Origin of the sequence: Acetonema longum DSM 6540 (genome assembly GCF_000219125.1) — a bacterium.
Classification (GTDB): domain Bacteria; phylum Bacillota; class Negativicutes; order Sporomusales; family Acetonemataceae; genus Acetonema; species Acetonema longum.
This window is the reverse complement of record NZ_AFGF01000157.1, coordinates 18,666-35,748: the sequence shown is the minus strand read 5'-3', so window position 1 is coordinate 35,748 and position 17,083 is coordinate 18,666. Positions and strand designations below refer to the sequence as shown.

16 protein-coding genes are annotated in these 17,083 nt (G+C 53.8%); all 16 read left to right on the top strand.

The genetic code is table 11. From position 1 onward, the window contains the following. Positions 1-82: 82 nt before the first annotated feature. The 16 genes from lpxB to ALO_RS14795 all read left to right on the top strand — a co-directional run bounded on the left by lpxB (position 83) and on the right by ALO_RS14795 (position 16,913). Positions 83-1,237: a lipid-A-disaccharide synthase gene (gene lpxB, locus ALO_RS14870; protein WP_004097339.1), complete on the top strand. Its 1,155-nt coding sequence runs from the start codon at positions 83-85 to the stop codon at positions 1,235-1,237. After that, the gene (gene msbA, locus ALO_RS14865) at positions 1,234-2,955 is read left to right on the top strand and encodes a lipid A export permease/ATP-binding protein MsbA (protein WP_004097337.1); all 1,722 of its coding nucleotides are present in this window, start codon (positions 1,234-1,236) and stop codon (positions 2,953-2,955) included. Before lpxB ends, msbA begins: the two co-directional genes overlap by 4 nt. 25 nt (positions 2,956-2,980) lie before the next feature. Beyond that, complete coding sequence (locus ALO_RS23245; RefSeq protein ID WP_004097336.1) at positions 2,981-4,297, top strand: 3-deoxy-D-manno-octulosonic acid transferase; 1,317 nt, start codon at positions 2,981-2,983, stop codon at positions 4,295-4,297. A 57-nt stretch (positions 4,298-4,354) separates the two neighbouring features. Next, entirely contained in the window at positions 4,355-5,512 is a 1,158-nt protein-coding gene (gene lpxK / locus ALO_RS23240; protein ID WP_004097335.1) for a tetraacyldisaccharide 4'-kinase, read from the top strand. Between the two features lie 80 nt (positions 5,513-5,592). After that, positions 5,593-6,321: a 3-deoxy-manno-octulosonate cytidylyltransferase gene (kdsB, locus tag ALO_RS14850; RefSeq protein ID WP_004097334.1), complete on the top strand. Its 729-nt coding sequence runs from the start codon at positions 5,593-5,595 to the stop codon at positions 6,319-6,321. A 278-nt stretch (positions 6,322-6,599) separates the two neighbouring features. Further along, positions 6,600-7,424: a 3-deoxy-8-phosphooctulonate synthase gene (gene kdsA / locus ALO_RS14845; RefSeq protein ID WP_004097333.1), complete on the top strand. Its 825-nt coding sequence runs from the start codon at positions 6,600-6,602 to the stop codon at positions 7,422-7,424. 24 nt (positions 7,425-7,448) lie between these two features. Then, entirely contained in the window at positions 7,449-8,420 is a 972-nt protein-coding gene (locus ALO_RS14840) for a KpsF/GutQ family sugar-phosphate isomerase (RefSeq protein WP_004097332.1), read from the top strand. Then, entirely contained in the window at positions 8,420-8,965 is a 546-nt protein-coding gene (locus ALO_RS14835; protein ID WP_004097331.1) for a KdsC family phosphatase, read from the top strand. Before ALO_RS14840 ends, ALO_RS14835 begins: the two co-directional genes overlap by 1 nt. A gap of 24 nt (positions 8,966-8,989) precedes the next feature. After that, positions 8,990-9,880 (top strand): lysophospholipid acyltransferase family protein, encoded by an 891-nt coding sequence (locus ALO_RS14830; protein ID WP_004097329.1) that lies wholly within the window; start codon positions 8,990-8,992, stop codon positions 9,878-9,880. Then, positions 9,877-10,425: an LPS export ABC transporter periplasmic protein LptC gene (gene lptC / locus ALO_RS14825; protein ID WP_004097327.1), complete on the top strand. Its 549-nt coding sequence runs from the start codon at positions 9,877-9,879 to the stop codon at positions 10,423-10,425. The genes ALO_RS14830 and lptC overlap by 4 nt, the downstream gene beginning before the upstream one ends. Before the next feature lie 2 nt (positions 10,426-10,427). Then, complete coding sequence (locus ALO_RS14820; protein ID WP_004097320.1) at positions 10,428-11,162, top strand: LptA/OstA family protein; 735 nt, start codon at positions 10,428-10,430, stop codon at positions 11,160-11,162. Between the two features lie 27 nt (positions 11,163-11,189). Next, entirely contained in the window at positions 11,190-11,909 is a 720-nt protein-coding gene (lptB, locus tag ALO_RS14815; protein ID WP_040293568.1) for an LPS export ABC transporter ATP-binding protein, read from the top strand. Positions 11,910-12,203: 294 nt separating this feature from the next. Continuing rightward, the gene (gene lptG, locus ALO_RS14810; protein WP_004097315.1) at positions 12,204-13,292 is read left to right on the top strand and encodes an LPS export ABC transporter permease LptG; all 1,089 of its coding nucleotides are present in this window, start codon (positions 12,204-12,206) and stop codon (positions 13,290-13,292) included. Positions 13,293-13,456: 164 nt separating this feature from the next. Beyond that, positions 13,457-14,725 carry a DUF3084 domain-containing protein gene (locus tag ALO_RS14805; protein WP_004097313.1) on the top strand — a complete coding sequence of 423 codons (1,269 nt, stop codon included), beginning with the start codon at positions 13,457-13,459 and terminating at the stop codon, positions 14,723-14,725. Positions 14,726-15,113: 388 nt separating this feature from the next. Beyond that, a complete protein-coding gene (locus tag ALO_RS14800; protein WP_004097311.1) occupies positions 15,114-16,274 on the top strand; it encodes an S-layer homology domain-containing protein in 1,161 nt (386 codons plus the stop codon). 219 nt (positions 16,275-16,493) lie between these two features. Continuing rightward, positions 16,494-16,913, top strand: coding sequence for a RuvC family protein (locus tag ALO_RS14795; RefSeq protein ID WP_004097309.1), 420 nt, complete (start codon positions 16,494-16,496; stop codon positions 16,911-16,913). Positions 16,914-17,083: the final 170 nt, after the last annotated feature.

The window sequence follows — 17,083 nt, the reverse complement described above, 5'->3', positions numbered from 1 at the left end:
GTTTTGCGACGAGACTGATGCAAAAGATCCCCTGGCATCATGACGGGCCTTTTGACACAGACTCATTATTGGGAGGTAAGGTATGCTGAACATCATGCTCTCCGCCGGCGAGGCGTCCGGCGACCTTCATGGCGCTGCTGTGGCCCGGGCGCTTAAAACCATAGCCCCGGACTGCCGGCTGTTCGGCATGGGCGGTAAACATATGCGGGAAGCCGGGGTCGAAATTCTCTATGATATTGCCGACCTTGGAGTCATTGGCGTCGTCGAGGTCATCAGAAGCCTGCCCCGGCTGTTTCGGCTGCGGGACCAGCTGGCTGCCGCCATGGATGAGCGCCGGCCCGACGCGCTGGTGGTGATTGACTATCCCGGTTTTAACATGAGACTGGCCAAAGTGGCCAAGGAAAAAGGCATTCCCATCATTTCCTATATCAGTCCTTCAGCCTGGGCCTGGGGTAAAGGCCGGGCCAGGGAAGTAGCCCAAACTGTCAGCAAGGTGGCGGCCATCTTTCCCTTTGAGGCGGATGTGTACCGGGAGGTCGGGGCGGATGTGGAATTTGTCGGTCATCCCCTGTTGGATATTGTACGGCCATCGATGCCGAAGGAAGAAGCCTATCGCTATTTTGACGCCGACTCTGGCAAGCCGGTTGTACTCTTGCTGCCGGGAAGCCGTCGCCAGGAAATCGAAAATTTGCTGCCGCTGATGCTGGAGGCTGCGACTATCGTCAGCCAGACGGTAAGCGGCGTTCAATATTACCTTCCCGTGGCCGCCACCATTCCGGAAGATATGATAAAAAGGATGCTGGCCCAGTATTCCCTGAATGTGAAGACCATCCGGGACAATATCTATGACCTGATGCAAATCAGTCAGGCGGCCATTGCCGCTTCCGGCACTGTTACCCTGGAAGCCGCCCTGATGAACGTCCCGTCGGTGATTATCTATCGGCTGAACTTCCTGACTTACTGGTTGGGCAAATGGCTGGTCAAGATCCCCCACATTGGTCTGCCCAATATCATTGCCGGCCGGCAGGTGATTCCGGAACTCGTTCAGGATGCCGCCCGGCCGGAGGAAATTGCCGCTCAATTGCAGCCGCTTCTGGCGGACGGCGAAAAACGGACTCAGGTTCTGGCTGATTTGGCCCTGGTGCGACAAAAATTAGGGGAGAGAGGCGCTGTGGAGCGGGTGGCTCAGACGGTGCTGACCGTAGCCCGGGTGAACCGGGAGGGGGTAAGAGAGTGAAACTGTACCTGCGTTTGATCAATCATGTGAAGCCATATCTTCCCTGGTTTGCTCTGGCCGTTGTCTGCATTATTATGGCTTCGGCAGCCAACCTGTACGTGCCCTGGATCATTAAAAGCGTAATCGACGAAGTGCTGGCCGACCGGGATATGGACATGTTGAATACCATTGCCATCGGTATTGTGTTTGTGTATTTGCTGCGCGGCATATTCTTCTTCGGACAGCATTACCTGATGTCCCGTATCGGGCAAAGGGTGATTATTGATATCCGCCAGAAAGTCTATCGCCATTTGCAGAAACTGTCCCTTTCCTACTACGAATCCCGCAAAACCGGGACCATCATGAGCTATGTTACTAATGACGTCAGCGCCCTGCAGAACGCCATGGTGGAAAATGTCATTGACATGGTCACTGAATCAGTGATCCTCTTTGGATCGCTGGGGGCCATGCTGTACCTCCACTGGAAACTGACCCTGCTGACTCTGATCACCCTGCCTTTAGTAGCCCACGCGATTAATGTGTTTGGCAAAAAACTGCGCAACGCCGGCCGGATATCCCAGGAACGGGCAGCGGACATCACCGCGGTGCTCCAGGAAACCATTTCCGCTATCCGGGTAGTAAAGTCCTTTTCCCGGGAAGACTATGAAATTGAACGGTTTGGCCAGGAAAATCACAGAAACTTCCGGGCTCAGATGAAAGTAGTCCAGTTAATGTCCACCTTAACGCCGCTGATTGAGTTCCTGGCGGCATTAGGGGTGACGATCATCATCTGGTACGGCGGCCTGGAGGTTATCAACGGCAATCTGACCTCCGGCGCTTTAATCGCCTTTTTGATTTACACCGTGAATCTTTCCAATCCCATCAAGCGCCTGACCCGGGTATATGCCAACATTCAAAAGGCTCTGGCTGCGGCCCAGCGGGTGTTTGAGGTGCTGGATACCGAGCCCGATATCCAGGATGCCCCTGACGCCACCGTGCTGCCTCGCATTGAAGGTCATGTGGCTCTCAGGGATGTGAATTTTTCCTACAAACCTGGTGAACTGGTCCTGAATCAGGTTTCAGTCGCCGTCAAGCCGGGACAGATGGTAGCTATCGTGGGACCCAGCGGCGCCGGAAAATCGACTATCGCCAACCTGATTCCCCGCTTCTACGATCCCACCGATGGTCAGGTGATGATTGACGGTATTGACATTAAGACCGTGACTCTGGCCTCACTGCGCCAGCAGATCGGCATCGTCCCGCAGGAAACAGTCCTGTTTAACGGGACTGTGTATGAAAATATCCTCTATGGCGACCTGGAGGCCGGGGAAGAACAGGTCATCGCGGCCGCCAAGGCGGCTAACGCCCATCAATTTATCAGCGAGATGCCGGAAGGCTATGACACCCAGATCGGCGACCGGGGCTCGAAACTATCCGGCGGACAGCGGCAGCGGATTGCTATTGCCCGGGCTATCCTGAAAAACCCCCGCATTTTGATCCTGGATGAGGCTACTTCGGCCTTGGATGCCGAAAGCGAAAAACTGGTCCAGGAAGCTCTGGATCAACTAATGGTGGGACGGACCTCTCTGGTGATTGCCCATCGTCTGTCCACCATTCAGCGGGCGAATATTATTATTGTCATGGAAAAAGGCCGGATCGTAGAGACGGGTACCCATGAGGAACTCATTCGCGCCGGCGGTTTATACGATAAGCTGTACAAAGTGCAGTTCGCCGAGTAGCAGACAGGGAAACGGGGTATCTGGCATGTGGTTAATCTATAATATAGTGTTGATCGTGTTGATCCTGCTGGCAACGCCGCTCCTTCTGCTCCGGCTGGTCAGACGGGAAAAAGGCTTTGGACACCGGGTCCGGCAGTCCTTAGGCATTTTCTCCGTACAGGAACTGGAAGAATTGAAGAACCGGCGCTGTATCTGGGTCCACGCGGCTTCTGTCGGCGAGATGGTAGCCGCCAGCCCGATTGTCAAAGAGATCAAACGTCTGATGCCGGATTATCCGGTGCTGGTGTCGGTACTGACCGCCAGCGGTTATAAGATGGCGAACAATATTATTGGTGGGGAAGCTGATGTGATCATTCATTTTCCGGCGGATTTGCCCTGGATTGTCAATAAGGTCGTAAGCCGGATTCAACCCCGGGCCTTTGTCATGGTTGAAACCGAACTGTGGCCTAATTTCCTGGCCGCTTTGCGCCAACACGACATACCGGTCATGATGGTCAACGGACGGATCAGCGATAAAAGCGTGAGGCGCTACCACTATTTGGGAAAGGTTCTATCCGACATGCTGTCCGGCATCCGCTTATTTTCTATGCAATCAAATATTGATGCCAAGCATATCATCCAATTAGGGGCCGATCCCCGGCGAGTGGTGGTGGGCGGCAACACCAAGTTTGATCAGACCTACACGGAAATTACAACCGCACAAAAGCAGGAAATCTGCCGTATGCTCAGGCTGCGCCCGGATCAGCCGGTGATCGTGGCCGGCAGCACCCATAAAAGGGAGGAAGAAATGCTGCTGGCAGCCTTTTTGCAGGCCCGGCAGGATTGTCCCGGACTGCAGATGGTCCTGGCGCCCCGGGAGATCTCCCGGGCGGAAGAGATTCGCCTGCTGGTTCAGCAGCAAAACTGGGTCGTCGCCAAGCGCACGGCTTTGACAGAAGAGCCTGACGACCGGCCGGACCCGGATATCATTATTTTGGATACCATCGGAGAACTGGGGAAGGTTTACTCTATCGGTGAGATCATTTTTGTCGGGGGCAGTCTTATATCCCATGGCGGGCACAATATCCTGGAGCCGGCGGCTCATGGCAAACCGGTCCTGGTAGGGCCCCACATGTTCAATTTCAAAGAGATTTATGCCTTGTTGACCGGCCGGGACTGCTGCCTGACGGTTCATAACCAGCAGGAGCTGACGGACACGATCGGACGGCTATTAGCTGACCGGGAGCTGCGGCGCCGGATGGGAGAAAATTCTCTGACGGTGGTTAATGAAAACCGCGGCGCTGCCCGGCGCAATGCCAGGCACTTGCAAGAAATGCTGGCGGGGAAGACTCAATCGGACTAAGAATTTTTATGATCATGGGCGTATGACGCGATACTTTCTAATACAGAGGGCTGACAGATGCACCAGAGAAAAGATGCGGTACAGGAATATTTATACCGGTTGGTACACGGAGAACAGGGCGGCTTGGCCAATAAGCTGCTTCTGGGGTGTCTTCGCGTCTTGTCCTGGTTTTACGGCGGCATAGTCTGGATCACCCTGGCTATGTACCGCCTGGGGATCTTGCAACAGCATAAATTGTCCTGCCTCGTCTTCTGTCTGGGAAACATTACGGTAGGCGGCACCGGCAAAACTCCCACCGCCCAGCGGCTGGCCGCTGTCATCCGGGACATGGGTTACCGGGTGGTAATCCTGAACCGGGGCTATCGTTCTTCCTGGCGGGATGAGGTCGGTCTGGTATCTGACGGCAGGAATATCTGCATGACCGTTCAGGAAGCCGGTGATGAAGCCTATCTGTTGGCGAAAAGCCTGCCTGGCGTGCCGGTGGTGATCGGCAAAAACCGGTCGGTTACCGGCGCTTACGCTGTGAAAGAGCTCAAGGCCCAGGTCATCATTTTAGATGACGGGTATCAGCACTGGCAGTTGGCCAGAGACCTGGACATCGTACTGATTGACACCGTGAATATGTTTGGCAACAATTGTCTGCTGCCCCGGGGAACCTTACGGGAGCCCTTGCCCAATCTGGACCGGGGCCATGTTTTTCTCCTGACCAAGGTGGACCAGGCTAAGCCCGGCGCCCGGGATAAAGTGAAAGAAACTCTGGCCCGATACAATGATCACGCCCTGGTGCTGGAAAGTGTGCATCAACCTCAGTATTTTATCGAAATCGCCGACTGGTATAAAGATGCCAGCGCCAGCCATATCCCCCTGGATCAACTGACAAACCACAAAGTTTTTGCCTTTTCCGCTATCGGCAATCCCTCTTCCTTTGAACAGACCATCCGGAGCGTCGGCCTTGACCTGGTGGCCGCCAAACGGTTTCAGGATCATCACGGCTACTCCATGCTGGATATGCAGGAATTGATGGAAAAAGCCGGGGAATGCGGCGCTCAGGCGCTGATTACCACCGAGAAAGATGCGGTCAAGGTTCCCCCCGAATTCGTTCATTCCCATCGATCCCTGCCGATGTATATCCTGGGGATTGAAGTCCAAATCCTGGGGGATGAAACTGAACTGCCCAAGTTGATTCGAAAGGTTCTAAACGAAGAGGGTTGTTGAACAGAGCCCATCTGCGTTGTAGTTCGAGGCTGCAGATGAGTCTTGCAATATATCTCATCTCCTTTAGGAGGCTATGATCCATGAAGATTCTTTGCGTTATCCCGGCCCGTTACGCGTCGACCCGGCTGCCGGGCAAGCCGCTGGCTGATATTGCCGGCAAACCGATGATCCGGCATGTCTATGAACGGGTCAGTTTAGCCAAACGCCCTGACCGGGTGCTGGTGGCTACCGATCATTCCCTGGTGCTGCAGGCCGTAGAACAGTTCGGCGGACAGGTCATGCTGACCTCGCCAGCTCATCCTACCGGTACTGACCGTTTGGCTGAAGTTGCCGTCAGTTTTCCCGATTTCGATGTCGTCATCAATGTCCAGGGGGATGAGCCGCTGATTGAACCCTCTGTTATTGATAATCTGGCTGCTGCTTTTGACCGGGACCCTGACCTGTTGATGGCAACACTGAAAACCCGCCTGGCGGAATCCGAATACCAGGTTCCCAGCGTGGTAAAAGTAGTGACAGATCTCAATGGTTATGCCCTGTACTTTTCCCGCTCCCTGGTCCCTTATCCCCGGGCGGCATCCGGCAATACCACGTGGTACAAACATATCGGCATTTACGCCTACCGGCGGGATTTCCTGCTCCGTTACGCCTCTTTCAGCGCCACCCCTCTGGAACAGGCCGAGTCCCTGGAACAGCTGCGGGCCTTGGAGCATGGTTACCGGATCAAAGTGCTGGAGACGGATTTTCAGTCGGTTGGAGTGGATACGCCGGAGGACCTGGCTAAAGTGAATGCTTTATTAAGAGCCCGTTGAAAAAGGCTCATCTGCGTTGTTGCTCCTGCGGGCGCGCGCTCACCGTACCCTCCCGAACGTACAGCTTTCGCGCGCGTCCTCGTAGCGCTGTATCAGAATTCATGACTTTTCAGAAAGTAATATATAGCAGATGATCCCTCATGTGTGAAAAGTCATCTGAATTCTTCACTGTACGGAGACGTAGAGCGTCTCTCTCACCTAGCATCTGAACCTTTCGAACGGGCTAGGGATGGTAGAAGAAAAAGTAGTTTGTTAATTTAATGAGGGGGTATAATTTTATGAATACAGTCCATGTCGGCAAAATAGAAATCGGCGGCAAAAATCCTATCGCTTTGATCGCCGGACCCTGCGTCATTGAAGACCGGGAACGGACCCTGAAAATCGGCAGGGGCATTAAAGCCATTGCTGACCGTCTTGGCATCCCCTACATCTTTAAGGCGTCCTATGATAAGGCCAACCGTTCTTCTTATCAGTCCTTCCGGGGACCGGGCCTGAAAGACGGTCTGGAGACCCTGGATTTCATTAAAAAAGAACTGGGCGTGCCGGTCCTGAGCGATATCCATGATATCACCCAGGTGGAACCGGCGGCGGCAGTACTGGATGTTCTTCAAATTCCGGCCTTCTTGTGCCGGCAGACCGATCTGGTCTACAGCGCCGGCAGGACCGGCAGGGTTGTAAATGTGAAAAAAGGCCAGTTCCTGGCCCCCCTGGATATGAAAAACGTCATTGCCAAGATCCGCGAAGCCGGCAATGAGAAGATTTTATTGACCGAACGGGGCTTTAGCTTCGGTTATAATAATTTGGTGGTGGACATGCGTTCTTTACCCATCATGCGTTCTCTCGGCTATCCGGTAGTGTTTGACGCCACTCACAGCGTACAGCTTCCCGGCGGCGCCGGAACCACCTCCAGCGGCCAGCGGGAGTTTGTCTCTTACTTAACCCGCGCCGCCGTCGGCATCGGCATTGACGCTCTGTTCATGGAAGTCCATGACAACCCGGCCGAAGCCCTGTCGGACGGACCGAATATGCTCTATCTGGATCAACTGGAAGATCTTTTGCAAGATGTGTTGGCACTGGATGCAGTCGTACGCCGCCATAAGTAACCCCTTGCAATGAGGAGGAACAGTATGGATATTATAGAACAAGCCCGCCAGACTCTGAAAATTGAGGCTGAGGTGATTGAATCTCTGATTCCGCGGCTTGATGACCGGTTTATCTCACTGGTGGAGATGATCCTGGCCTGCAATGGCAGGGTAGTGGTCACCGGCATGGGTAAATCCGGTCATATCGGCAAAAAGATTGCCGCCACCTTAGCCAGCACTGGTACGCCGTCCTTTTTTCTGCATCCGGCGGAAGGTATCCATGGTGATTTAGGCATGGTGACATCCCACGATATTGTCATTGCCATCTCCAACAGCGGTGAAACCCATGAGCTGCTCAGCATTCTGCCGGCTTTAAAGCGAATCGGCGCCCGGATCATCGCCATGTGCGGCCGGGAGGAGTCCACTCTGACCCGGAATGCCGATATCCTCCTGGATGTGTCGGTGACTCACGAGGCCTGTCCCCTGGGGTTAGCCCCCACGTCCAGCACGACCGCCGCCCTGGCCATGGGAGACGCCTTGGCCATGGCCCTGCTGTCGGTCAGAAACTTCCGGCCGGAAGATTTTGCTTTGTTCCATCCCGGCGGTGCTTTGGGCCGCAAGCTCCTCTTGACCGTGGAGAATGTCATGCATCAGGGCGAAGACAATCCTACTGTCACCCTGGACAAAACCGTGGAAGAGGCGCTGTTCATTATTACAGCCAAAGGATTGGGAGCCACTACTGTCGTGGATAGCCAGGGCCGCCTGGTCGGCCTGATTACTGACGGCGATATCCGGCGTGGCCTGGAGAAAGGCCATGACTTCCTGGATAAACCGGTGGATACTCTCATGACCCGTACCCCCCGCACCATTACCAAGGATAAATTGGCAGCCGAAGCCCTGAGGATGATGGAGACCAATAAACCCAGGCCTATCACGGTTTTGCCGGTTGTAAACAAAGAATGCCAGGCGATTGGCATGATTCACCTTACTGACTTATTGCGTCAGGGAGTGGTATAATGGAATCATGGGAAAAAGCCCGTCAGATCAAACTTCTGATTTTTGACGTAGATGGCGTATTGACCAATAACCAGCTGATCTTCAGCCAGGACGGCGAGATCCTGAAAGTATTTCATTCCCAGGACGGCTTAGGCATCAACGCCGCCCACAAAGCCGGACTCAGGACGGCGATCATTACCGGCCGCGACAGCCGTATGGTGCGCCGCCGGGGAGAAGAACTCCGAATCACTGATATCTATATGGGCGCTATGGACAAAGTGACGGCCTATGAGGAACTGTTGCAAAAGCACAGCCTGATCCCGGACGAAACCGCCTATGTGGGCGATGACCTAAACGACCTGGCGGTCATGGCCAGGGTCGGCCTGGCCTGCGCCGTCGGCAACGCTGTGGAGGAAGTCAAAGCCGCCGCCCACTATGTGGCCATCAAACAAGGCGGCCGGGGCGGCGTGAGGGAAATTATCGAGTTCATCCTGAAAAACCAGGGAAAATGGGATCAGGTAGTACAGGAATATCGCGGTACCGGTCCAGTATTGACCCGTCAGTAGCCCCCCTTTTGGAGGTGATGCCATGTGTCTTACTATATATTGAAACTATGCAGCCGCCTTCTGTGCTTGCTGCCCTACCGGGTTGTACTGACCCTCGGGCGAATTCTCGGACGGATATATTATGCTGCCGCCGCCCGCCAGCGCCTACGGGCGATAGACCAGATCAGGGAGCGCCTGAACCTATCGCCGGACCAAGCCGACAGGACGATCCGGCAGCTTTTTATTCACCTGGCGCAAACCGCGCTGGAGATACTCTATCTGCCGGCATTAAATAAAGACAATATCCACCGGTATATCCAGATCGAAAACCGCCATTACCTGGATCAGGCTCTGGCTCAGGGGAAAGGTGTTGCCGTCCTGGCCGCCCATTTGGGAAACTGGGAATGGCTCGGCGCCGGTTTAGCCTTGTATGGTTACCCGGTTGCCAGTATTGTCAAGCCCCAGCCCAGCAGCAGACAGGTGACTTCTCTTATCAACGAATACCGCCGTCAGGCCGGCATCCAACTCTTTGGCAAGGGCACCAGCGACGTGGTCGGCGTGGCCCGGGCTTTAAAGCAAGGAAAAGTCATCGGCTTTTTCTCCGATCAGGATGCAGGGAGACATGGTTTGTTTATAGAAGTCCTCGGCAAGATGGCCTCGGTTCATACCGGCATTGCCATCTTTGCCCGTAAACTGAACTGCCCGGTGATCCCGGCGTTTATTGTCCGCAATGCGGACGGCGGACACCGGATTCTGGTGCAGCCGCCCCAGTCTTTTGAATGCACCGGCGATGCAACCGGTGATGTAGAGCGGTTTTCCCGCCGCATGTCAGGCATCATCGAAAGCGTCATCCGCGAGTACCCTGGTGAGTGGCTGTGGTTTCAAAAACGTTGGCGGACTCAGCCGCCCGGCGAGAAAGCAGGTGCGGCCTCGTGAAAAAATCCATGATCGCCGTTGCCACTGTTTTCGTCGTTTTAATCGGCGGGATTATCTACTATTTTGCCAGAGAGGAAAAACCCGAGATCATCCAGCATGAGACCGTCGTGAAAGAGCAGCCGGACCTGAAGTTCGGCGGCGCCTCCATCGTTGAGGAGCAAGACGGCAGGAAGCTGTGGGAGCTGAAATCCGACGATATTCAGATCAGCGCCAAAGACAAAAAAGTCTACTTTGGCAATCTGACCGCCGTTTTTCACCGGGAAGACGGCACAATAGTGACTCTGGAAGCGCGAAAAGGAATTTTGGATTCGACAACGAAAAATATACAGTTGGAGGGAGACATTAAAGCCGTGTCTCCCGACGGCGCCACATTCATGGCGCCTCTGGCTGAGTTTAAAAATGACATCCGCTGTCTTTTCGCCACCGGCGGCGTTCGGCTGATCCGGGGCGATACGGTCATCACCGGCGATAAGCTGGAAAGCGACCTGAATACAGAACTCACCCGGGTCCTCGGCAATGCCAAAGCCATGAAAGGAGGCAGCTGACAATGAAAAGGACCAGACAACTCGCCCTCTATCTGCTGCCCTTTCTTTTAGCGGCAAGCCTGTTCTCAGCTGCTTATGCCCAGCAGTCCCCCTTTTCATTAGAAGCCGATGTGATTGAATATAACGCCAAGACCGGCATGATGAGTGCATCCGGCAGCCGGGGAGTCAAAGTGATGCAAGCTAACTTGGTGATGACCGGCCAGACGGCTGTATACAATACCCAGACCGGACAGGGAGTTATAAACGGCGGCGTAGAAGCCGTCCAGGGCAGCTCCCGGCTTACGGCCAGTCAAATTCAGTCTTTTGACAATAATCAGCGCCTGCTTGCTTCCGGTAATGTGGTCATGACCAAAGAAGCCGACAAACTCTACGCGCCGCAGCTCGAATATTTTCCTGACCGGCAATACGCTATTGCCACTGGCGGTGCCAAAATGCTCACTGCCGACAGCGTTATTACCGCTGACCGGATTGAGAACTTTGCCGGTGATGGCCGCTCAGTGGCCAAAGGCGATGTGCATATTCTCAGCGATGCCAGGGAGTTGGAAGCCCGCGCCGATGAAGCGGCTTATTACGCCCCCAGGCCCCAGGAGCAGGGGAAAGTGGTCCTGACCGGCAATGCCAGAGCTGTTCAGCAAGGCAACACCGTAATCGGCCAGGCTATTACCCTCTATTTGGATGACAAGGCTATGGACGCCGCCGGGCGTACCAGGCTGACTCTGATCCCAGGCAGCATGTAAAGGATGAAGACGGATATGAATACGGATATGTATATAGAAACGAAAAATCTGGAGAAATCCTTCAAAGGCCGTAAGGTCGTGAACGGAGTCAGCGTGCGGGTGGACCGGGGCCAGATTGTCGGGCTCTTAGGCCCTAACGGCGCCGGCAAAACTACCACTTTCTATATGATTGTGGGCCTGGAGCAACCCGACAGCGGTTCGGTCATGGTAAATGACCAGGATGTTACGGCTCTGCCCATGTACCGCCGCTCCCAATACGGGATCGGCTATCTGCCCCAGGAAGCCTCGGTGTTCCGCAAACTCACGGTGGCGGACAACCTGCTGGCCATCCTGGAAACCACCAAACTGACAGGCCCGGAGCAGAAAGAAAAGATGGAGAGTCTCCTGGAGGAGTTTCATATCACTCATATCCGCGGCCAAAAAGGCTCCCAGCTATCCGGCGGCGAGCGGCGGCGAGTAGAAATCGCCCGTTGTCTCTGCAATGATCCTTATTTTATTTTGCTGGACGAGCCTTTCGCCGGGGTCGATCCCCTGGCAGTGGCCGATATCCAGGATATCGTCAGCTACCTGCGGCAGCGGGGCATCGGCATCCTGATCACCGATCACAATGTGCGAGAAACTCTGAGTATTGTGGACAAGGCGTATATCCTCAACCAAGGTCAGATTTTGATCTCGGGCGACAGCGATACCATTGCCCATAGTGATATAGCCCGCAAGTTCTATCTAGGAGAGAATTTTACATTGTAGGGGATCGTTGAAAAAGGCCCATCTGCATCACTTCAGCCTCCTGTGGGCGGGCTCATTCAGAAAGCGTCCCTTTTCGGGTTCATAGGCAACAGGTAGTTTTGTTGTGATTACGCCGAAAAGCGACATGCTTTCCTCCTGATCTCACGATGCCTCGCATCTTTCTAGTTCGACGTACCCTGCGAACGTACACAGTCTCATGCCCGTCCTTCGTCGCGCCTGGCATCTGGACCTTTTTGAACGATCCGAGGCTGTAGATGGGTTTGGGAATAGAAAATTTCTGGGGGAGAGGTTCCCATGCGCATATTAGACAAATATATTTTAAAAGAATTATTCGGGCCGTTTATTTTTGGCGTGGCCAGCTTCTCCAGCATATTCATCGGTTCGGGCACTCTGTTCCGGATCGCTCAGTATGTGACCAAATACGGCGCCTCGGCCAGCACAGTAGCCCAGCTGTTTGTCTACAGCCTGCCGGAAATCATTGTGCTGACCTTTCCCATGTCCATGCTGCTGGCTTCTCTGATGAGCTTTGGCCGGTTGTCAGGTTCCAGTGAAATCACGGCCATGAAGTCAGGAGGATTGAGTTTTTACCGCCTGACCGCGCCGGTGTTCATTGCCGCCCTGTTTGTCAGCCTGCTTTCCACGGCTTTCAGTGAACTGGTTGTGCCTCGCTCCAGTGAGGCCTATAATAATCTGGTGAAATATGAAATTGAAAAAAACGCCAAACCCCGCTCCCAGGACCATATCGTCATTCCCGATGTGTCCGGGGAACGGATCGAGCGGCTGACCTACGCCCGCAAGTTTGAAGGCGAAACCAGCACCATGTATGATATTACCATTCAGGAATTTGAAGACAACCAGCTGGTCCGGGTGGAAAGCGCGGAACGGGCTGTTTGGCAGGGCAACCAGTGGACCATGTATAACGGCGTTATTTATGAACTGGCCCCGGATGGCAAAGTCCAGCGTTCCCTGCAGTTTAACGAGCAGATCATGCCGGTGAATAAAAATCCCCAGGCCATCAGCCGCGGCCAAAAGAAGGCCGAGGAAATGTCCATCAAGGAACTCAAGCAGCACATCAAGGCTCTGAAACGCGAGTATGTCAGCGCCAGCCGCTATGAAGTAGCCCTGCACCAGCGCCTGACCGTACCCATGGCCAGCTTTGTCTTCGCCATGATCGGCGCCCCCCTGGGTTTGCAGCCCCATCGCTCCAGTTCCTCTATCGGACTGGGGATCAGCATTATCATCATCTTCATGTATTATACCGTCATGACTGTGACCACCGCCCTGGGCCAGGGCGGCGCCATTCCGGCGATGCTGGCGGCCTGGATTCCGAACCTGGCTTGTATTGCAGCGGGGGTATGGCTCATTTATAAAGCATCAAGATAGGGTCGTTGAAAAAGGCCCATCTGCGTTGTCAGGTTTCCGGGCGCGCATTCGACGTACCCTCCCGAACGTACAGTCTCATGCGCGTCCTCGACCTTCCTAGCATCTGAACCTTTTTGAACGGCCCCGGATTCGAAACGATAGAGATATGGAAGGAGGTTATGCTTATGATTTACGGCATTGGCCTGGTAGTTACCCTGGTGATTATGGGTGGGATGATCGCTTACATCGGCGATCATATCGGCAGCAAGGTCGGCAAACGCAAACTGACGGTCTTTGGTCTGCGTCCTAAGCATACCTCCATTCTGGTCACTATTGTCACCGGCATCCTCATTGCGGCCTGCACCCTGGGCGTTCTGACCCTGACCTCCAATTACGTGCGTACAGCCCTGTTCGGCATGGAAGCCCTGCGCACCGAACTTACTGCTTTATCTCATGAGGTCGAAACCCAGAACGTGGAACTGGCTGCCAGTCATAAGGCCCTGGCGGAGAAAAACGCTGAATACTCTACCCTTTCGACTAAAGTCCGGGAAACCACCGAACGCCTGCAAACCATTGTCCGGGAGCTAAAAACCGTAGCCGCCGAGCGGGACAGAGCCGCTCAGGCGCTGGAAAAACTCAATGCCGAATATATTGCCAGCCGCCGGGACTTGGAAAAGTCCCGGCAGGAAGTGAAGACACTGCAGGAAACCAAGCAGCAGCTGGATAAACGGGTCGCCGCCCTCAACCGGGAAAAAGCCGGTCTGGAACAAGAAGTCAGCCGGCTGAACGAAGTGGCTAACACCCTGAAGCAAGGGATACAGACCGTCAGGGAAGGATCTATTCTGTTCAGAGCCGGCGAAGCCATATCGGCTGCCGCCATCAAAGGCGGTCAGAAACAGCCGGATGTGGAAGAGGCCCTGAAAAAAGCCCTGGCGCAGACCAACCTGTATGTACTGGCAAAAATGGACATCCGGGACAAAAACATCGATGCCATCTGGGTTTCTCAGAATGAATTCAACAAAGTCGTACGCCAGTTGACTGATTCGTCCCAGGATTATGTGGTGCGGGTATCGGCAGCCGGCAATACTGTTTACGGCGAACCGGTAGTGGCTCAGTTAGACCTTTTCCCCAATTACCTTGTCTATGCCAAAGGCGCCAAAGTATACTCCGAAGAAATTTCTCTGGACCGGGACCCACAGAAGGCCGAAGAACTGGTGCTGAACTTCCTGCAGCAGGTGAATGCCCAGGCCATTAAACAGGGCATCCTGCCTGATCCCATTCAGGGAACCGTGGGAGTGGTCAGTGGCTCCCATCTCTTCGACACCGTCAATAAAGTCAAACGGTCCAGAGACACGCTGGAGCTGTCGGCAATAGCCACCAAAGACATCTATACCATCGGACCCCTGCAGATAGAAATTAAGGTAAGAACGCTGTCGTCCCCCTCTAACGATTAAAAACTGCATTGTGTTTTTCCAGTCAGCCCAGAATTTGCCTGGGTAGAATCCTGCCGATCGGCAGGATTCTTTTTTATATTGGCGAAATAGATAATAATAGAGAATATATTATGTAAATAAAATAATTAATATTCTCTAGATGAATTCGGCGAAACATCTGATAAATTCCAAATATTTCAGGTCGATGTAAAGAAGGAATGTAAACATGTTCGTCGAATTATGTAAATATAAAACCTGTGAAACGCGACAGGTTTTGCAGAAATCAGAGCAGGTTGGATGAAAGGCATGAGGCAACACGGCCACTCTTGCCGGAGTCATCCCCGGGCAACGTTTTCTGTATCGGTGGCAACACCCGCTGAACACAACATTGCTTTAGGAGGCATATTCGATGAAAAAGAGACTCTTGAAATCAGCTGTTACCACTGCTCTCGCAGTCGCTTTCGCCGTTCCTGCCTTCGCCAATCCTTTCTCCGATGTTCCCCAGGGCCACTGGGCTTATAACGCCGTAAACGATCTGGCTCAGGCCGGTGTCGTGGAAGGTTATGACGGCAAATTCAACGGCAACCAGACCATGACCCGTTACGAAATGGCTCAGGTCGTTGCCAACGCCATGACCAAATCCATGAACGACGAACAAAAAGAAACCGTTGATTCTCTGTCGAAAGAGTTTGCCACTGAGCTCATCAACCTGGGCGTAAAAGTGGACGGCCTGGAAAACAAAGTGGACGACATGGTCAAAATCTCCGGTACCGCCCGCGTTCGCTATCACAACATCGAAAAAGCAAACGATGTAACCGATTACCGTGCCCGTCTGACCTTCGACGGCAAAATCAATGACAACATGAAATTCAACGCCCGTATTGCCAGCGGCAATGCTGACGCCGACAGCGTCGGTAAGGGAATCTCCCTGGAAACCGCGAATATAAACTTTAACACCTTTGGTCTCTCGAACACCGTGGGCCGTCAGGACATTAAACTGGGATCCGGCTTCCTCATGGATGCTCAGGCCAACGCCATTGCCAGCAAGATTGGCAACCTGACAGTCTTCGGCGGCAACGTCACTAAGAATGCCGCCAACGACACCGCAATCGATGAACGGACCTGGGATCGGGTATACGGCGCTGAATACGGCATGAACCTGATGGGTGTCAAGCTGACCGCCGATTACCTGAACAATAGCAGCACCGACGAAGAAATCTACGGCGGCCAGGCTACTGCCCAACTGCTCAAAGGCGTCACTGCTTCCGCTGAATACTTCAAAAACAATGATGCAGACGCTGCGGCTCAGGCCTATGGCGTCAAACTCAACAAACTGGGTCTGTCGGCTACCTACCGTGATGTAGAAGAAGGCGCCCTGACAGCCTTCTCTACCTTGAACACCAACGGTTCCTATGATGCTCAGTACACTGGCTTCAAAGGCATGGAATACCAATTTGACAAAGGCATCGCCAAGAACACCAACCTGAGCCTGAAATACCAAGATTTCGAAGACCAAGACGGCGATAAATTGGCCGGTCGCGGCATCGCTACCGTTGAAGTCAAATTCTAAGAAACGATTCATCCGAATGATTCAGAATCATCTCCGGAACGCCCTCGCGGGCGTTCCTTTTTTTATGCAAAAACCGGCAGGAATACTCTAAACAATAACGAAATAATAGCTGGGACATCTCTCACCCGCCTTCATGTCCCCCTTACTAAAGGGGATCTCGCCGCGGCGACAGGGGATTGGGGGATTCAACCCCTGCTAAAAACCATGGGAGTGAAGTGCATGCTACAGTGTGTCATCGGCATAGACCCCGGCCGGGATAAATGCGGCCTGGCGGTAGTGGACAAAGAGCAGGGAACTGTGCTTCTGCAGGTCGTGCCATCCGTCGAACTGGGACCGGCTGCCCTTGCCGCCGCCCATACATATCATACCCGCCATATCGTTTTAGGCAACGGTACATCCCACCGTCAGGCCCGGGAAAGGCTGGAAACTCATCAGCCCCCCAAACCCTGGATCATCACCATCATCGATGAAGCCCATACCACCGAACAAGCCCGCCGCCGCTACTGGCGGGAAAATCCTCCCGCCGGCCTGCGCCGTCTCATCCCCCTTGGCCTGCAGATGCCGCCCGAACCGGTGGACGGATACGTAGCAGTGATTTTAGCCGAACGCTATTTGACGCGGATCGCCAAAACTGACTGATTCTTAGGCTGCAAAGTCAGGCAGTAGCAGTATTTCCCGGCAATAGCGCAAATTTTAAGAAAAAAATTAGAAAGATTTGAAAGATCTCAGCAGGAATAACCTGTCTCGTATAGAATATCATGTCTATGAGATCGTGAAGGTTCACCCTGAACGTCTCGTTACTTATGATC

Bases quoted from the DNA above. Each gene is read 5' to 3' on its own strand.
- ALO_RS14840 (WP_004097332.1), top strand. From the start codon at position 7,449: ATGGATATTATAGAACAAGCCCGCCAGACTCTGAAAATTGAGGCTGAG.
- ALO_RS14820 (WP_004097320.1), top strand. From the start codon at position 10,428: ATGAAAAGGACCAGACAACTCGCCCTCTATCTGCTGCCCTTTCTTTTA.
- lptG (WP_004097315.1), top strand. From the start codon at position 12,204: ATGCGCATATTAGACAAATATATTTTAAAAGAATTATTCGGGCCGTTT.
- ALO_RS23245 (WP_004097336.1), top strand. From the start codon at position 2,981: ATGTGGTTAATCTATAATATAGTGTTGATCGTGTTGATCCTGCTGGCA.
- ALO_RS14805 (WP_004097313.1), top strand. From the start codon at position 13,457: ATGATTTACGGCATTGGCCTGGTAGTTACCCTGGTGATTATGGGTGGG.
- ALO_RS14835 (WP_004097331.1), top strand. From the start codon at position 8,420: ATGGAATCATGGGAAAAAGCCCGTCAGATCAAACTTCTGATTTTTGAC.
- ALO_RS14800 (WP_004097311.1), top strand. From the start codon at position 15,114: ATGAAAAAGAGACTCTTGAAATCAGCTGTTACCACTGCTCTCGCAGTC.
- lpxK (WP_004097335.1), top strand. From the start codon at position 4,355: ATGCACCAGAGAAAAGATGCGGTACAGGAATATTTATACCGGTTGGTA.
- ALO_RS14795 (WP_004097309.1), top strand. From the start codon at position 16,494: ATGCTACAGTGTGTCATCGGCATAGACCCCGGCCGGGATAAATGCGGC.
- kdsB (WP_004097334.1), top strand. From the start codon at position 5,593: ATGAAGATTCTTTGCGTTATCCCGGCCCGTTACGCGTCGACCCGGCTG.
- kdsA (WP_004097333.1), top strand. From the start codon at position 6,600: ATGAATACAGTCCATGTCGGCAAAATAGAAATCGGCGGCAAAAATCCT.
- lpxB (WP_004097339.1), top strand. From the start codon at position 83: ATGCTGAACATCATGCTCTCCGCCGGCGAGGCGTCCGGCGACCTTCAT.
- lptB (WP_040293568.1), top strand. From the start codon at position 11,190: ATGTATATAGAAACGAAAAATCTGGAGAAATCCTTCAAAGGCCGTAAG.